13 protein-coding genes and 1 riboswitch are annotated in these 16,320 nt (G+C 67.7%); of the genes, 3 read left to right on the top strand and 10 right to left on the bottom strand.

Going from position 1 to position 16,320, the window contains the following annotated elements:
- Positions 1-146: 146 nt before the first annotated feature.
- Complete coding sequence (locus tag ACFXKN_RS31520; protein ID WP_378951897.1) at positions 147-1,304, bottom strand: epoxide hydrolase family protein; 1,158 nt, start codon at positions 1,302-1,304, stop codon at positions 147-149.
- Positions 1,305-1,367: 63 nt separating this feature from the next.
- Between ACFXKN_RS31520 and ACFXKN_RS31515 the strand changes: the two genes are divergently transcribed.
- Entirely contained in the window at positions 1,368-2,366 is a 999-nt protein-coding gene (locus tag ACFXKN_RS31515) for a helix-turn-helix transcriptional regulator (protein WP_379434446.1), read from the top strand.
- A 155-nt stretch (positions 2,367-2,521) separates the two neighbouring features.
- Here the strand turns inward: ACFXKN_RS31515 and ACFXKN_RS31510 are convergent, their stop codons facing one another.
- From ACFXKN_RS31510 to ACFXKN_RS31500, 3 genes are all read right to left on the bottom strand, one after another.
- Entirely contained in the window at positions 2,522-3,046 is a 525-nt protein-coding gene (locus ACFXKN_RS31510; protein ID WP_378951903.1) for a hypothetical protein, read from the bottom strand.
- 149 nt (positions 3,047-3,195) lie between these two features.
- The gene (gene map, locus ACFXKN_RS31505; protein WP_378951906.1) at positions 3,196-3,963 is read right to left on the bottom strand and encodes a type I methionyl aminopeptidase; all 768 of its coding nucleotides are present in this window, start codon (positions 3,961-3,963) and stop codon (positions 3,196-3,198) included.
- 60 nt (positions 3,964-4,023) lie between these two features.
- Complete coding sequence (locus tag ACFXKN_RS31500) at positions 4,024-4,839, bottom strand: mycofactocin-coupled SDR family oxidoreductase (protein WP_378951909.1); 816 nt, start codon at positions 4,837-4,839, stop codon at positions 4,024-4,026.
- A 119-nt stretch (positions 4,840-4,958) separates the two neighbouring features.
- Here ACFXKN_RS31500 and ACFXKN_RS31495 point away from each other — a divergent pair, with 119 nt between their 5' ends.
- Complete coding sequence (locus ACFXKN_RS31495) at positions 4,959-5,222, top strand: helix-turn-helix domain-containing protein (RefSeq protein WP_056809815.1); 264 nt, start codon at positions 4,959-4,961, stop codon at positions 5,220-5,222.
- Between the two features lie 79 nt (positions 5,223-5,301).
- On the opposite strand, the gene ACFXKN_RS31490 is transcribed toward ACFXKN_RS31495, so the two are convergent.
- Complete coding sequence (locus ACFXKN_RS31490; RefSeq protein ID WP_379434443.1) at positions 5,302-7,710, bottom strand: MFS transporter; 2,409 nt, start codon at positions 7,708-7,710, stop codon at positions 5,302-5,304.
- A gap of 237 nt (positions 7,711-7,947) precedes the next feature.
- Positions 7,948-8,790, bottom strand: coding sequence for an NAD-dependent protein deacetylase (locus tag ACFXKN_RS31485; RefSeq protein ID WP_379434441.1), 843 nt, complete (start codon positions 8,788-8,790; stop codon positions 7,948-7,950).
- 131 nt (positions 8,791-8,921) lie between these two features.
- Here ACFXKN_RS31485 and ACFXKN_RS31480 point away from each other — a divergent pair, with 131 nt between their 5' ends.
- Positions 8,922-9,383, top strand: coding sequence for a hypothetical protein (locus tag ACFXKN_RS31480; RefSeq protein WP_378951918.1), 462 nt, complete (start codon positions 8,922-8,924; stop codon positions 9,381-9,383).
- 15 nt (positions 9,384-9,398) lie between these two features.
- Here ACFXKN_RS31480 and ACFXKN_RS31475 read toward each other — a convergent pair whose 3' ends face one another.
- From ACFXKN_RS31475 to ACFXKN_RS31460, 4 genes are all read right to left on the bottom strand, one after another.
- Positions 9,399-10,253 carry an acyl-CoA thioesterase domain-containing protein gene (locus ACFXKN_RS31475; RefSeq protein WP_378951921.1) on the bottom strand — a complete coding sequence of 285 codons (855 nt, stop codon included), beginning with the start codon at positions 10,251-10,253 and terminating at the stop codon, positions 9,399-9,401.
- A 90-nt stretch (positions 10,254-10,343) separates the two neighbouring features.
- Positions 10,344-14,030 (bottom strand): cobaltochelatase subunit CobN, encoded by a 3,687-nt coding sequence (gene cobN, locus ACFXKN_RS31470; RefSeq protein ID WP_378951924.1) that lies wholly within the window; start codon positions 14,028-14,030, stop codon positions 10,344-10,346.
- Between the two features lie 35 nt (positions 14,031-14,065).
- Positions 14,066-14,193: riboswitch (cobalamin riboswitch) on the bottom strand.
- Positions 14,194-14,444: 251 nt separating this feature from the next.
- Entirely contained in the window at positions 14,445-14,927 is a 483-nt protein-coding gene (locus tag ACFXKN_RS31465; protein ID WP_378951928.1) for a hypothetical protein, read from the bottom strand.
- Entirely contained in the window at positions 14,924-16,297 is a 1,374-nt protein-coding gene (locus ACFXKN_RS31460) for a MerR family transcriptional regulator (protein WP_378951931.1), read from the bottom strand. The genes ACFXKN_RS31465 and ACFXKN_RS31460 overlap by 4 nt, the downstream gene beginning before the upstream one ends.
- Positions 16,298-16,320 lie beyond the last annotated feature (23 nt).

Genomic DNA, 16,320 nt, shown 5'->3' with positions numbered 1-16,320 from the left:
AAACTCCTCGTTGGTTTGGTCGTGTGATGTCTTTTTGTTTTTTACACCTGGCGACCCCGGTATTTTCCTTCACTCACTCCTCCCGGGGGGGGGGGGGGGGGGGCCCCCCCCCCCCCCCCCACTCGGAGACAGTGCTTCGGCGCTGCCTACTTCAGCGCACCGAAGAATTGGCGAATGTCGGCGATCAACAACTCGGGTGCGTCCTGGGTCGCCCAGTGACTGCCCCGGTCGAACTCGTTCCAGGACACGATATTGCGGTGATCGCGTTCGGCGAACCGGCGCAGCGGGGTGAAGTCGTAGGCGAAGCTGGCCAGTCCCGTGGGAGCGGTGGTCGGTTCGGTCGGGTGCTGGGCGTGGTGGTCCTCGTAGTAGAACCGCGCTGCCGAAGCCGCGGTGTTGGTCAGCCAGTACAGCGTCGCGTTGGTCAGAACATGATCATCGTCGAGCGCGGCCAGCAGTTGCGCGGTCCAGGCGAGTTGCCCGGTGGGTGAATCCGCCAGCGCGTGCGCGAGGTTCTGGGGCGCGGTCTCCTGCAGCCTGGCATATCCGGACATGTTGTCGTTGAAGTACTTCAGATGCTGCACGTATCGCTGGTCCTCCTCGGTCAGGTCGGCCAGCTCCGCGGGGTCGCCGGAAGGGAAGGAGAACAGTTGGGTCACATGTACCCCGATCACATGGTCGGGGTCGATTCGACCCACTTCGGGCGAGACGTGCGAACCGACGTCGTTGCCGTGGGCGCCGTAGCGGTCGTAGCCCAGACGGCTCATCAGCTCTGCCCAGGCCGCGGCGGTGCGGTAGCGGTTCCAGCCCTGCTCCCGAGTGGCTCCGGAGAAGCCGAAACCGGGCAGCGAAGGGATCACCAGGTGGAATGCCTGCGCTGGGTTCCCGCCGTTGGCACGGGGATCGGTGAGCGGACCGATCAGATCGAGGTACTCGAACACCGAGCTCGGCCACCCGTGAGTGAGGATCAGCGGGGTGGCATCGACCTCCGGCGAGCGCACGTGCAGGAAATGGATGAGCTGGCCGTCGATCTCGGTGGTGAACTGCGGATACGCATTGAGCTTGGCTTCCCATGCGCGCCAGTCGTATTCATCGCGCCAGTAGGCGGTCAGCCGCTGCACATAGTCGAGCGGGACTCCGTACTCCCACCCCGGCGGGACCGGCCCGGTCTGGACCTGCCCCTCGGTCTCGAGAGCCAGTTCGCCTGCCCAGCGCGTCCGCGCCAGCCGATCCTGGAGATCGTCGAGGTCCGCCTGCGGGATATCGATGCGGAAGGGCGTGATCGAGGTGGTCGTCAATGTCATGTCCAGAAACCTAGGAGGTATTTAGGAACACTTCGTTCCTCAATGGCATGGCAGACTGAAGAAATGTTGGAGACCTCGGCGCGACTGCTGCGGCTGCTGTCGCTCTTGCAGATCCCGGGCGACTGGAACGGCGCGACCCTGGCCGATCGGCTGCAGGTCAGCACCCGGACGGTGCGCAACGACATCGAACGGCTGCGTCACCTCGGTTACCCGGTGCACGCGACCAGGGGAACGGCGGGCGGCTACCGACTCGGCGCGGGCGCCAGCCTGCCGCCGCTGCTACTCGACGACGAGGAGGCCGTCGCGGTGACCGTCGGCCTGCGCACCGCCGCCGGGGGCGGCATCGCCGGAGTCGAGGAGACCGCATTGCGGGCCCTCACCAAACTCGAGCAGGTGCTGCCGAATCGGTTGCGGCGCAGGGTCAACGCGTTGCAGGCATATACCGTCGTAGTGCCGGGGGACGGCACAGGTCCGCGTGTCGACGCCGAGACATTGACCGTGATCGCGGCCGCGTGCCGTGATCACGAGCGGCTCCGATTCGACTACCGCGACCACAACCGCGGCGACAGCTCGCGGGTGGTCGAGCCCTACCGGCTGGTCAACTGGGGGCGACGCTGGTATCTGGTCGCGTTCGATATCGACCGGGACGACTGGCGCACCTTCCGGGTGGACCGCATCACGCCGAAAACTCCGACCGGGCCGCGATTCGCTCCCCGTGAACTGCCGCACGACATGACCGACCGGGTGACCCGCGGCGTATCCGCGGCGGCCTGGCGCTTGCGGGCATCGGTGACCGTGCACGCACCCGCCGATTTCCTCAGCGCCCGCATCCCCCCGGCCGCGGGCACCATCGAAGCGATCGACGACACGACCTGTGTGCTGCGCACCGGCGCGGATACCCCGGAAGCGCTGGCGCTCAACATCGGACAGCTGGGCATGCACGGCATCGAATTCACTGTCGGTGATCCACCGGAGTTGGTCGAGCTGATTCACGCACTGGCCAACCGCTACCTGCGTGCCGTCGCGGGCGCTACCCGAACCAACATCACGACCGACGCGTGACGCCGACAGACCCGACCGCGGCGATCGGACCGCCCTCGCTGATCAGAGTGGTGCCGCGCCGAGACCTGATGTGGGAACTCGAGGGTGAGGGACCGCGCGAGGGGGCAATACCGTTGTGGTGGGCGCCTTTTCAGCTCCCACCACAACGGATCGATCTACTGGTTCGAGCCGATGATGCCGCCGATCACCGCCCCGATGATGCAACCGGGGATGGCGCTGACGAGCAGGAAGATCAGGCCGATGAGGGCACCGATGACACAGCCGATGGCGATGCCGGCGACGATATTGCCGGTCTGATCGATGTTCTGCAATGCCGCGGGGTTCGCGATCGGCGCGCCGACGGGGGTGAGAGTGAGGGTGGTGGCCGCGGCGTCGAGCTGCGGGACCACGGTGATGGCAGGACCGGCAACCGTGTGCACGGTCGTCGGGATGAAGCCGACGCGCTGGCCGTTGGGTGCCAGGACGGCGACGCCTGCTTCGGGCGTGAGCTCGAAGGTGCCCGCCGTGAGTTCGACGGACGCCTGCGAACCGTCGTGTGCGACCGCGGCCGTATAGGCAACGGCCCCGTCGACGCCCCCGACCGACGGTCCGGCGAGTGGGGCGCCATTGGCGGTGGCGGCGGCGATGCCGGTCGCCGCGACAGTGAGCACGCACGCAGCCAGCAACTGCTTGAACATCATGGGATTTCCCTCCGACTTGCTGACCCGACCTACCCCGAGATCAGCCCGTACCTCCCATGATGCGCTATGGCTATGCCGTATCACACCGGATCGGCGGAATCCGAATCGGCTTGCGGCAACACAGAATTCGCACGCACGGAGCCGACCGGTCAGTCTTGTGAAGTGAGAACCCGCGGACCGTCGGCGGTGACGGCGATCGTGTGCTCACTGTGCGCGCAGCGGGAGCCGTCGGCGGAGCGGATGGTCCACCCGTCGGCGTCGGTGTAGACCTTCGCGGTGCTCGCCGCGAACCACGGCTCGATCGCCACCGTGAGACCGGGCCGCAGCCGGAACCCGCGGCCGGCCCTGCCATCGTTGGCGATGTGCGGATCCTCGTGCATCGTCCGCCCCAGTCCGTGCCCACCGAACTCGGTGTTGACCGGATAGCCGTACCCGCGGGCGACATTCGCGATCGCGGCGGAGATGTCACCGATGCGGTTGTCCGGTTGCGCGGCCGCGATTCCGGCAGCCAAGGCCTCCTCGGTGGCCCGCACGAGTCGCTCATCCGCGGGCGCCGGGGTACCGACGATGAACGAGATCGCCGAGTCGGCGACCCAGCCGTCGATCGACACGGCCAGATCCGCTGTCAGCAGGTCCCCGTCACACAGCACATAGTCGTGCGGAAGCCCGTGCAGCACAGCATCGTTCACCGCCAGACACACCGTATTGCGGAACGGCCCGCGCCCGAACGACGGCGAGTAGTCCCAATAGCACGACACCGCCCCGCGCTCGCGAATCCGTTCCCGCACATACGCTTCCAGCTCGAGCAGGTTCACCCCGACCGCCGCGCGGTCGCGCACCCCGGCCAGCACGTCGGCGACGAACCGGCCGGTCACCCGCATGCGCTCGATCTCCGCGGGTGATTTCAACTCCACCATCACGCCTCCACTTGGTATTTTCATACCGACACTAGCCGTGCCGGTATAAAAATACCAATTTCAGCGGTTCAGGTTGCCCATATCCACGGGGATCTGCGCGCCGGTGATCTTGCCCGCCTCGTCCGAGCACAGCCACGCGACGGTCGCCGCGATCTCCTCCGGCTGGCAGATGTGGCTGGGCAGCGCGTTCATGAAGATGGGCGCCAGGGTGCTCCCGTACTTCTCGAACAGCGGTCCCATCTCGTGGATCTGCATACCGCTCTCCACGCCCGCCGGGTGCACCGTGTTCACCCGGATCGCGTACCCGCCGAGCTCGTTGGCCATCGTCTTGGCCAGCCCCGTGATCGCGTGTTTGGTCGCGACGTAGTGACCGGTGAACGGGATGCCCTTGAGTCCGCCCACCGAACTGGTGAACACCATCGCGCCGCCTTCGTTCTGCGCGATCAGGTGTGGCACAGCGGCTTTCGCCGTATGAAAGACGCCGGTGAGGTTGACGTCGATCGTCTCCTGCCACTGCTCGGCGGTGATCTCCCACGACATCGCCGCCGAACAGATTCCCGCGTTGGCCACGACCACATCGAGCCTGCCCAGCTGCTCGATGCCCGCTGTCAGCGCCGCCGAGAGCGCGTCGAAATCGCGAACGTCGACCTTGCTGGCGACAATCTTGCCGCCTGCCGCTTCGACCAGCTTCACGGTCTCGGCCAGGTCCGCCTCCGTGGCACCCTCGTACGAAGTGCTGGCGAACTCGGCGCAGATGTCGATCGCGATCACGTCGGCACCTTCCTCGGCGAAACGCACCGCCTCCGCCCTGCCCTGCCCGCGCGCCGCTCCCGTGATGAAAGCGACCTTGCCCTCGAACCGTCGTGTCATGCCCATACCTTTCGAACCTCGATGTCCTCCCCTGACACCTACCACCGCCATCGACCGCGCGAGGCGGAAACGGAGATACCTACTCAACTTGGCCAACGCGTTCGCGAGGACATACCATCGGTCGCATGGTCCGTCTCCCGCTCAGTCCCGCGCAGGTCGAAGCAGGCCGCCGACTGGGCCGCCGGCTCCGTACGGCGCGCGGCGATCGCGACCTCGCCGAGGTGGCCCTGCGAGCAGGCATTTCCCCGGAGACGCTGCGCAAGATCGAGTCGGGCCGACTGCCCTCACCCGCATTCGGCACCGTCGTCGGCCTCGCCGAGGCCCTCTCGATCCCCCTGGCCGAACTGGCCGAGTCCTACCGAGACGAGCAGGTCGCCGAGTCCGCCTGATCGGCCGCACGGCCACCAGCGCGATCTGTTCATCCAGCGCGCCGACGAGTTCCGCGGGCGCGCGTCGACCTCGACCCGGCTACCGGCGGTTCATCGACTCCTCGTTCTCGTACCCCAGCGTCACGTCGTGGATGATCTCGCCACGAGTCACCGATACCTGACTCGCGACCGGTGGGTAGCCGCGCGCGACCACCGTGTACTCCCCTTCCGGCAGATCCGGGACCAGGTACTGCCCCTTCTCGTCGGTCCGGGCCGTCGCCGCCGGATCGCCACCCGAATCCAGGAGGGTGATCTGCACATCGGGGACGGGACGGTCACCGTCCACCCAGGCCGAGCCGAGGAGAATGGCCATCGGTTCGAGGGCGATATCGCGATGCAGCGAGCCCGTCTCCGGCACGGTCAGCGCGACCGCCGACGGACGCATGTGGTCGGCCACCGCGACCAGGGTGTACGTGCCGCTGACGACGTCGCGGCACACGTACGTGCCGTCCTCGCCGGTGATCGCCGCGCCGACCACCTCGCCCTCGGGGTCGGTCAGGGTGACCGTGGCACCCCAGAGCGGTTCGCCGCGGCGCGCCGACCGCACGATCCCGGTGAGTTCGCCCGCGCCGGTCAGCATCAGGTCGACGTGCTGGGCGCGCTCCCCGATCGACACGCTCACCGCCTCGGGCTGATGACCGGCCGCGGCGGCGATGAGCACATAGTTGCCCGGTCGCGGCGCCTCGATCACGTACGCGCCGTCGGCGTCGCCGTTGCCGCGGGCCACCTGATGCCCGTGCTGGTCGATCAGGGTGAGCGTGGCGGCGGGCACCGGGCGGGCGTCGTCGCGGCGCAGCAGTCCCGCGATCACCCGACCGGTCGCGACGGGGTGCAATTTCCCGGCCATCTCGTGCGCGTCGTGCAGGCTCACATCGCGCAGCGCGGTGGCATCGGCTTGCTCCTCGGGCGCCGGATCCTCCTGCAGCGGAATCTCTTTCATGAACACCAGCACCAGGCAGGCCACGATGGCGAGATCGGCGGCGAGGAGGAACACGCTGTGCATCGAGTCGGTGAATCCCTCGAGGATCGGGATCCGCAACTCGTCGGGCAGTGTGGCGATGCCACTGGTATTGCTCAGCAGGCCCTCGAGCCGCGCCCCGTCGAAACCGGGCGGCAGGCTCCCACCGAAAGATTCCAGGATCGAACCGGGCAGCCGGTCGAACAGCACCGTGAGGAACACCGCGACACCGAGTGTCCCGCCGAGCTGACGGAAGAACGTCGCCGCCGCGGTCGACACGCCCATTTCGGTGCGCCCCACCGCGTTCTGCGCGGCGATGATCAGCGTCTGCATGCAGCAGCCGAGTCCGAAACCCATGATCGCGCTGTAGGCGAGTGGCTGCCACAGCGGACCGTTGTAGGTGATCCGGGCGAACAGGGCGCACCCGATCGCCAGGATCAGCGCACCGAGCACCGGCAGCACTTTGTAGCGTCCGGTGGCTTTGGTGATCAGCCCGGATATCTGCGCGCCCACCATGATCCCGAGTACCAGCGGCATCATCAGCAGCCCCGCCTCGGTCGGCGAGAAACCACGCACGACCTGGAGGTACTGGGGCACCATCGTGATCGCGCCGAACATCGCGACGCCCACGAGGAACCCACCGAGGATCGCGACGCTGAACGTGGAACTGCGGAACAGCCGCAGCGGGATCAGCGCCGAGTCCTTCATCAGGAATTCGACCAGGACGAACAGCAGCAGACCGCCCGCGCAGATGCCGTAGCAGAGTAGCGATTTCGGCTCGGTCCAACCCCAGACGCGCCCCTGCTCGGCCACGATCAGCAGCGGCACCACACCCACGATGAGCGTGATCGCGCCCAACCAGTCGATCCGGCTGCGGCGGCGCGTGTGCGCCACGTTCAGCACCTTCGCGACCACGAGGAACGCCAGAATTCCGACCGGCACGTTCACCAGGAACACCCAGCGCCAGCCCTCGATGCCACCGAGGCTCTCGTAATCGGACAGGAAACCGCCGACCATCGGACCGAGCACCGTCGCGATGCCGAACACCATGAGGAAATACCCCTGGTAGCGGACCCGTTCGCGCGGGGGCACGATGTCACCGACGATGGTGAACGCCAGCGACATCAACCCACCCGCGCCCAAACCCTGGAAGGCGCGGCAGCCGGCCAGCTGGTACATGGTGGTCGCGAAGCAGCAGGCCGCCGAGCCGATGACGAACAGGGCTATCGCCAGCAGATAGAACGGCTTACGCCCGTAGATGTCGGCCAGTTTGCCGTAGAGCGGCGTGGTGACGGTGGCGGTGATCAGGTATGCCGTTGTCGCCCATGCCTGTTCGTCGAACCCGTCGAGACTGTTCGCGATTCGCACGATCGCGACGCTGACGATGTTCTGGTCGAGCGCGGCGAGGAACACCCCTAGTAGCAGGCCGGACAGAATCGTGAGTGTCTGGCGGTGCGTGAGGCGTGATTCGGCAACGACGGTATCGGTCATGGAGAAGCCCTGGTTCTGATCGGCTGGCAAGTGGGGGTCGATCATTCGGCCCACACGAGGGCCGACAACCCCGCTGCGAGGAAAACTTTGCGCCGCGGGTGGAACTCTTCATGCACTGGTGCGCAGAGCTTACCCACGCCGGATCCGTCGCCGTCATCGAGGGATCAAGTTATCGATCATTTCACTGGGAAACGATAGGTTCCGGCGCTCGGGACTGTCAGTTCGGCGGGCGTGAATTCAGCAGCCGAGTTCGGCCAGCGCGCCCAATGTTTCCGAGCAACCCGCGTCGATTCGGAGGGTGGCGAGTTCGTCGCCGCGGGTGCGTCCGCGATTCACGATCACCACTGGCACACCGTTTTTCGCTGCTCTGCGCACGAAGCGCAGGCCCGACATCACCGTCAGCGAGGAACCGGCCACCAGTATCGCCTGTGCTTGTTCGACCATGCCGAAAGCGGCTTCCACCCGGTCGGGGGGCACATTCTCACCGAAATACACGATGTCGGGTTTGAGCATTCCACCGCACGCCATGCAGTCGACCATCCGGAATCGGTCGGTATCGGTCACCACGGCGTCCGCGTCGGGTGCCACTTCGATACCCGAAGCCCGCGCCGAAACATTTTCCGCGAAACCGGGATTGGCGGCTTCGAGGTGTTGCGCGAGCGTCATCCGCGAGATCAGCTTCGCGCAGTCCAGACAGCGCACTCGCGCGTAAGTTCCGTGCAGATCGATCACCCGGCGCGCCCCCGCCTTCATGTGCAGCAGGTCCACGTTCTGGGTGATCACTCCCGACACCACGCCTGCCCGCTCCAGCCGCGCGACGGCGCGATGACCGGGGTTGGGCCGGGCGGCGTCCATGCGCCGCCAGCCGATGTGGTTGCGTGCCCAATACCGTTGCCGGAACACCGGGTCGCCGACGAACTGCTGATAGGTCATCGGGTTACGTGGCGGCGACTGGGGCCCGCGGTAGTCGGGAATACCGCTGTCGGTGCTCAGCCCCGCACCGGAGATCACCACGGTGCGGCGCCCGCTCAGCAGCTCCGCCGCGCGTTCCACCGCGTCGGTGGTGTCGATATCCACCATGGATCCACTTTACGAGTGGGGCGGCGCCGCGTTGTGCGCGGGACGAACACGCCGGGGCCGAGTTGCGCGCGGTGGGCGCGCGGCGACATGATGTTTCATCCGCCCGGCATCGACCGCTGCAGAGGAAACCTATGTCCGACACCGACGAGCACGGCCGCACCGCGCTCAATGCCGCGGTCGACGGGACCATCATCGCCGTCCGCCGGATGTTCTATGTCCTGGGCGACGAGATCGACCGCACCGAGGGCCCGATCGAATTCACCTTCCACAACGGTTCGACCCTGCTCCTCGACGCCGGTGTCGACGGTGCGGAACTGCGCATCGGCGGGGCGCCGTGGCGGGACCCGTTCGAGCCACTGGTCGACCCCGTGAACATCGAGTACGTCGCCAACTCCGGCAAATACACCGCGTTCGACGTCACCGACGAGGCACCCTACGACGAGCTCGCGGGCCGCCGCGTCGACGCGGTCTCGGTGGTGCCACTGGCCGACGGCCGCCCTCGCGCGGCGACCCTGTACCTGGGCACGGGCATGGTGAAGGCGGAGTCGATCGCCGACGAACTCATCGTGACATTGATTTCCGCGCCGAGGTGACCAGGAACAGGGCATTCACCGGACTTGCGGCTGCCTGAGCGCGTCCGCCGCGAACGACTCCGACAGCTCGTCGATGACGGCGCCGCGGATCTGTCTGCGTTCGTTGGCCAGCGCGGTGGTCGTGCAGATACCGAACGCGCCCTGCTCGTCGTAGAGCACCGCGGCACCGGCCGCGATCCCGTCGTCGCTGAGGTGACTCTCCGCCTCGATACCCATGTCGTGGCCGACGGGCATGCGCGAGAACGTGATCGACACATCGGTATTGATGAAACCGATGCCCTCGGTGCCCCAGTTGGTGACCAGACTGGTCTGCTCGCCGGTCATCGCGGCGTAGCAGAACGGGGACGACCGCTCCCCCACGACGACCGGGATATTGCGCATCCACTTACGTTTGCGAGTGTCGTTCTGGTGTTCGGTCATATTCGCCGACCAGCCCTGCCCGTCACTGCCGAACAGGTGCATCGCCTCGTCGATGGTGGCCAGCACAGTGGGCGGGGGCAGCGGCCGATCCCGATCGGGGCGCCAGACATCGCCCGGCGGTTGGGTCGAACGTTTGAGCAGGAGCGCGCTGCCACGGGCGACGATCTCGCCGTCGGCGCGCACGACGATCGCCACCGAACGGACCCGTTTGCCGTCACGCACCAGTTCGCTGGCGACCGTCAGCGGCACGGCGGGTACCGGACGGTGCAGGTCGACGGTCAATCGCGCCGGGCTGAACCCGTCTGCGCAATAGCCCGCTTCCACTTCGCGCGCCATCAACCCGCACACCGGCGGACCGGACAGTGTGCTGGGCGACCACAGGCTCAGCGAGTACCGCATCGGCGCGAAGACGCCGTCCGCATGCGTGAAGTAACCCAGGGAGATACTCATCGTGACCCTTTCGCTGCGTGTGCTGGGCGGGATCGCGCCAACACACCATTCCTCACACTAGAACGTGTTGCAGTTTTGCGGCAAGTCGAGTCACTCCAGCTCACCCTCGGTTTCCAGGTAGACCTGGCGCAGCTTGTCCAGCGTCTCCTGCTCGGGGTGCTCCCAGAGCTTGCGCTCGGCCGCTTCCAGGAGCCGTTCGGCGATGCCGTGCAGCGCCCAGGGGTTCGACTGCTCCATGAACTTGCGGTTCACATCGTCGAAAACGTAACTCTCCGACAGCTTCTCGTACATCCAGTCGGCGACGACATTGGTGGTCGCGTCATAACCGAACAGGTAGTCGACGGTGGCCGCCATCTCGAACGCGCCCTTGTACCCGTGGCGGCGCATCGCCTCGAGCCAGCGCGGGTTCACCACGCGGGCGCGGAAGACGCGAGCGGTCTCCTCCGACAATGTGCGGGTGCGCACGGCATCGGGGCGGGTGGAGTCGCCGATGTAGGCCTCGGGGTTCTTGCCGGTCAGCGCGCGGACGGTCGCGACCATGCCGCCGTGGTACTGGAAGTAGTCGTCGGAGTCGGCGATGTCGTGTTCGCGGGTGTCGGTGTTCTTGGCGGCGACCGCGATGCGCTTGTAGGCGGTGCGCATGTCGTCGGCGGCGGGGGCGCCGTCGAGGTCGCGGCCGTAGGCGTAGCCGCCCCAGGTGGTGTAGACCTGCGCGAGGTCGTCGTCGGTGCGCCAGCTCTTGGAGTCGATGAGCTGCAGCAGACCGGCGCCGTAGGTACCCGGCTTGGAGCCGAAGATGCGGGTGGTGGCGCGACGGGTGTCGCCGTGTTCGGCGAGGTCCGACTGGGCGTGCGCGCGAACGTAATTCGACTCGGCGGGCTCGTCGAGGTCGGCGACCAGGCGGACCGCGTCGTCGAGCAGGGCGAGCACGTGCGGGAACGCGTCGCGGAAGAAGCCGGAGATGCGGACGGTGACGTCGATGCGCGGGCGGGCGAGTTCGTCGAGGGAGATCACCTCGAGCGCGGTGACGCGGCGGCTCGCCTCGTCCCACACCGGCCGAACGCCCAGCAGCGCGAAGACTTCCGCGATGTCGTCGCCGGAGGTGCGCATCGCCGAAGTGCCCCACACCGACAGCCCGACCGACTTCGGGTACTCGCCGTGATCGGCCAGGTATCGGGCGAGCAGCGATTCCGCCATCGCCTGACCGGTCTCCCAGGCCAGCCGCGAGGGGACGGCCTTGGGGTCGACGGAGTAGAAGTTGCGGCCGGTCGGCAGCACGTTGATCAGGCCGCGCAGCGGGGATCCGCTGGGGCCCGCTGGGATGAAACCGCCGTTGAGAGCGTGCAGGACGCGGGCGATCTCGATGCGGGTTTCGCGCAGGCGGGGCACGACCTCGGTCGCGGCGAACCGCAAGACGGTCGTCACCGCGTCCAGGCGCGCGACCTCGTCGGACGAGAAGGTGCGCTCGGAGCCTGCTGCGGCAGTCGCGTCGGCCGTGGTCGGATTCCCCACTCCCCCAGCGAGAATCGCGGCGGCATGGTCGTCGACGACGGTGTCGACGGCGTCCGCCGACCAGTCCGTTGCCTGCAACGCGGCGAGGAGATCGCGGGCGCGACCCTCTGCGGTGTCCACGCGTTCGCGGGATTCGTCGCCGGCCTCACTGAGACCCAAGGCTTCGCGCAGACCGGGCACGTTCTGTTCGCCGCCCCACAGTTGGCGGGCGCGCAGCATGGCCAGCACCAGGTCGAGTTCCATGTCACCCTCGGGCGCCTGCCCGAGGATGTGCAGGCCGTCGCGGATCTGGACGTCCTTGATCTCGCACAGCCAGCCGTCGACGTGCAGGAGCATGTCGTCGAAGACGTCTTCCTCGGGACGTTCGGCGAGGCCGAGGTCGTGGTCCATCTTGGCCGCGCGCATCAGGGTCCAGATCTGCTGGCGGATGGCGGGCAGTTTGGCCGGGTCGAGGGCGGAGATATTGGCGTGCTCGTCGAGCAACTGCTCCAAACGAGAGATGTCGCCGTAGGTTTCGGCGCGCGCCATCGGCGGGATCAGGTGGTCGACGAGGGTGGCGTGGGCGCGCCGCTTGGCCTGGGTGCCCTCGCCCGGATCGTTGACCAGGAACGGGTAGATCAGCGGCAGGTCGCCCAGCGCCGCGTCGGTGCCGCAGGAGGCGGACATGCCGAGGGTCTTGCCGGGCAGCCACTCCAGGTTGCCGTGCTTACCCAGGTGCACCATCGCGTCCGCGCCGAAACCGTCGGGCGCGGACAGCCAGCGGTAGGCGGCGAGATAGTGGTGGCTGGGCGGCAGATCGGGATCGTGGTAGATCGCCACGGGGTTCTCGCCGAACCCGCGAGGCGGCTGCACCATGAGCACCACATTGCCGAACCGCAGTGCGGCGATGACGATCTCACCCTTGGGATCGGCCGATCGGTCGACGTAGAGTTCGCCCGGCGCCGGCCCCCACGCCTCGACGACAGCCTCGCCCAGGTCCGCGGGCAGGGATTCGAACCAGCGGGTGTAGGTGGTGGCACCGATGCGAATCGGGTTGCCCTCCAACTGTTCCGCGCTCAACCACTCCGGATCCTGACCGCCCGCGGCGATCAGCGCGTGGATCAGCGCGTCGCCGTCGCGTTCCACCAGGCCGGGGATCTCGTCGATATCACCGAGATCGTAACCGGCGGTACGCAATTCCGTGAGCAGACGGATCGCACTCGCTGGGGTGTCGAGGCCGACGGCATTGCCGATGCGGGCGTGCTTGGTCGGATAGGCCGAGAGCATGATCGCGATCCGCTTGTCGGCGGCCGGGATGTGGCGCAAGCGGGCGTGGCGCACGGCGATCCCCGCCACGCGGGCGCAGCGTTCGGGATCGGGGACATACGCCGACAGCCCGTCTGCGTCGAATTCCTTGAAGGAGAACGGCACCGTGATGATCCGGCCGTCGAATTCGGGCACCGCGACCTGCGTCGCCACATCGAGCGGCGACAGGCCGTCGTCGTTGGCCTCCCACTGCGCGCGGCCACTGGTCAGGCACAGGCCCTGCAGGATCGGCACGTCGAGGGCGGCGAGCGCGGCCACATCCCAGGCTTCGTCGTCACCACCGGCCGACGCGGTCGCGGGCTTGCTGCCACCCGCCGCGAGGACGGTCACCACGAGGGCGTCGGCACGGCCGAGCAGGGTGAGGAGTTCGGGTTCGGCGGTGCGCAGCGAGGCGGCGTAGACCGGCAGCGGCCGGGCGCCCTTGGCCTCGATCGCCTTGCACAGCGCCTCGACGTAGGCGGTGTTGCCCGCCAGGTGCTGGGCGCGGTAGTAGACGACGGCGACGGTCGGGGCGTGCGGTTCGAGGATTCGCGGGGACCGGTCGAGCTCGCCCCAGGTGGGCAGTTGCGCGGGCGGTTCGAAACCGTGTCCGGTCAGCAACACCGTGTCGGACAGGAAATTGTGCAACTGGAGCAGGTTCTCGGCCCCGCCCGCGGCGAGATAGTTGTGCGCATCGGCCGCGACACCGACCGGCACCGTCGAGCATTCCATCAGCTCGGCATCGGGCGCGATCTCGCCGCCCAGCGCCACCATCGGCACCCCGCTCGCCCGAATCGCGTCGAGGCCCTCTTCCCACGCGCGCTTGCCGCCGAGGATCCGCACGATCACCAGGTCGGCGCCGTCGAGCAGTCCCGGCAGATCCTCCACCAGCAGCCGGGCGGGGTTGCCCCAGCGGTACTCGGCGCCGCTCGCGCGAGCGCTCAGCAGGTCGGTGTCGGAGGTGGACAGCAGCAGGATCACAGGGTGAGACCTTCCTCGGGTTACGCGCCCATCGGGGAGTTGCGGTGCTCGCCGGAGAGGGTCTGGCTGTTCACAGTGGCGCGACCGCACCGGATTTCCACCGGTTTCCTCGTCGCCCGCCGAGCAAGACGATGCTACTGGGCCCGCCTCGCCCGCAACTTTCCAGCCCGCTCCCCACCGCTGGACAATCGATCAGCAGGCAATGGCGCGGGCATCACCCGAGAGCGCTCCTGCACCATTGCTTGATGATCTTGATCTGCGGCGGCGCTGCGCGGCGGTGTTCAGCGATCGGGGCGACCGCCTCGACGCTGCCGATCATGATCGACTCGACCGAACAGCCGCCGCCGAAGTCGGTGTCCGACCAGATGTACGCGTTCGCCGACCACCTGCGGCGCGTGTGGGTGGTCGACGTCGTCAAGGGGTGGGGCGGCGGGTGGTGTCGTTGGACGCGATCGCCAGGGCGATCTCGGGAACGATGCGTCGGATCAGCGCGCCGTAGTCGTCGTCCGGGAGGATATCGAGGCGTTCGCGGGCCTCTTCGAGGTGGCGGGTTGCAGCCGGGAAGGCACCGAGGCGGCGGAAGTTGTCGGCGAGGTTCAGGTGCAGGGAGGGGTAGAAGCCGGCGACCTGGAGGCCCGCGTGATAGTCGTTGAGGCGGGTGTCGGTGAGGGCGTCGGCGGCGTCGAGGGCGCGGACGTCCCAGACCAGGGCTTCGGCCGGGTCGTCGTAGACGTCGGCCAGGTAGTGGGCGAGGGCGCATCGGTGCAGCGGGTCACCGGCGGGACCGATGTCGGCCCAGACCTCGAGCAGGGTGGTGCGGGCACCATCGGCGTCGCCGGTCCGGAAGTCGGTGACGCCCTGGGTGATTCGGGTCATGATCGGGTCGGCGGTGGTCATCGGGAGGTCTCCTCGGTGGGTTCGGGTTTGCGCGGCATGACCAGGGTCGACAGGTCGCCGTCGTCGGCGGAACGGACCAGCACGGGCATGTCCGGGGCGATGAGGTCGAGCATCACGTCGGCGCCGACCGCGCCTGCGATGGCGGGGTAGAGGGTGGTGACGGCGAAGTGGATGGTCATCGAGGGGCCGGTGATCTCGGCGGCGAGAGATCGTCGAGTGACGCAGCTGTGGTCGGCCTCGGGCGTGGCAGGCTCGGCGTTCGCAGGTCTGTCCGGCGTCTCCGCGGTGGTGGCGAGCCGTGCGGGGGTGCCGCCGGCTGTGATGGACACCGCGTTCGGTGGGTACACATGGAGCGCCACCGTGGATGAACCTGCGTTTTCCAGCGAATGGAGCAGATCCGCACGGGCGAGCACAACTCTTGTGCTGACCGGTGGCAGTGCCGCCAGCATTTCTCGATAGTCGGGGAAGTCCTCGGTCGAACGGCGGCAGTGGCGGCGGGCAGCATCGGTTTTCTGGCCGAGCCGAACGCCCGACGCTCCGTGCCCGACATCGCCGTCGACGCGGTCGGCGTGTGCGTCGAGATCCCTGTCGCCGGGCCGTTCGCCGCGGCCTCGCGCGGCGGTACGCCGGTTGCCGCCGGAATCCTCAGCGGCCGTGGTGAATTCGATACCTGATGCGGTCGCGACGATAGCCACGGAATACTGTCGGCGCAGCCAGGACACGGCCGATCGAAGGTCGGCGGCGTCGATGGTGGCTGTCCATGACCGTGCGGCCTTGCCTGTCGTGTGTAGCGTGCGGGTCGCCAATCGGTAGCGGTCGGTTGCGGTGAGCGTCAGCTCCTGCGCGTCCACTTCGAAGAGAATCGTGTCCAGTACCCGCATGGTCGGATCGGTGAGAGTGGCGGTCGCGACTTGGTCGACCGCGGCCGCGAGCGCGGGTCCGCTCATCCATAGGGCGTCGGATGCCTCGCCTCGGGTCGGCGAGTGCTGAGGATCTTCCCGGTCTACCGAGTCGTGGGTGTTCGGCGATTCCGGGTGAACTCGCATGGCCGCGCGGGCCGCGATCGTGGCGGTGCGAATCTCGGCCGAGCGACGGTCCATGGCGGCCAGGTGCTCGTCTACCAGGTCGGCCGCATCGGCTGGGTCGGCGAGGACGGCGGCGACAGCCGGTAGCGGCATGTCGACGGCGCGCAGGTGCCGGATCAGGCGGGCGGTGTCGGTCTGTTCGGGGGCGTAGTAGCGGTAGCCGGTGATGTCGTCGACGACGGCGGGGACGAGGATGCCTGCGTCCGCGTAAAAACGCAGGGCACTGGCGCTCAGGCCGCAGGTGCGGGCGAAAGCTCCGATGGTGATCAGCTCGGTGTCGGGCACCGTTTCATGATCGGGGTTCGAGT

The sequence above is a fragment of the Nocardia sp. NPDC059195 genome (genome assembly GCF_042754695.1).
GTDB lineage: Bacteria > Actinomycetota > Actinomycetes > Mycobacteriales > Mycobacteriaceae > Nocardia.
Note: the sequence above shows the minus strand (reverse complement) of the source record. Positions and strands in the feature narration are given on the sequence as shown.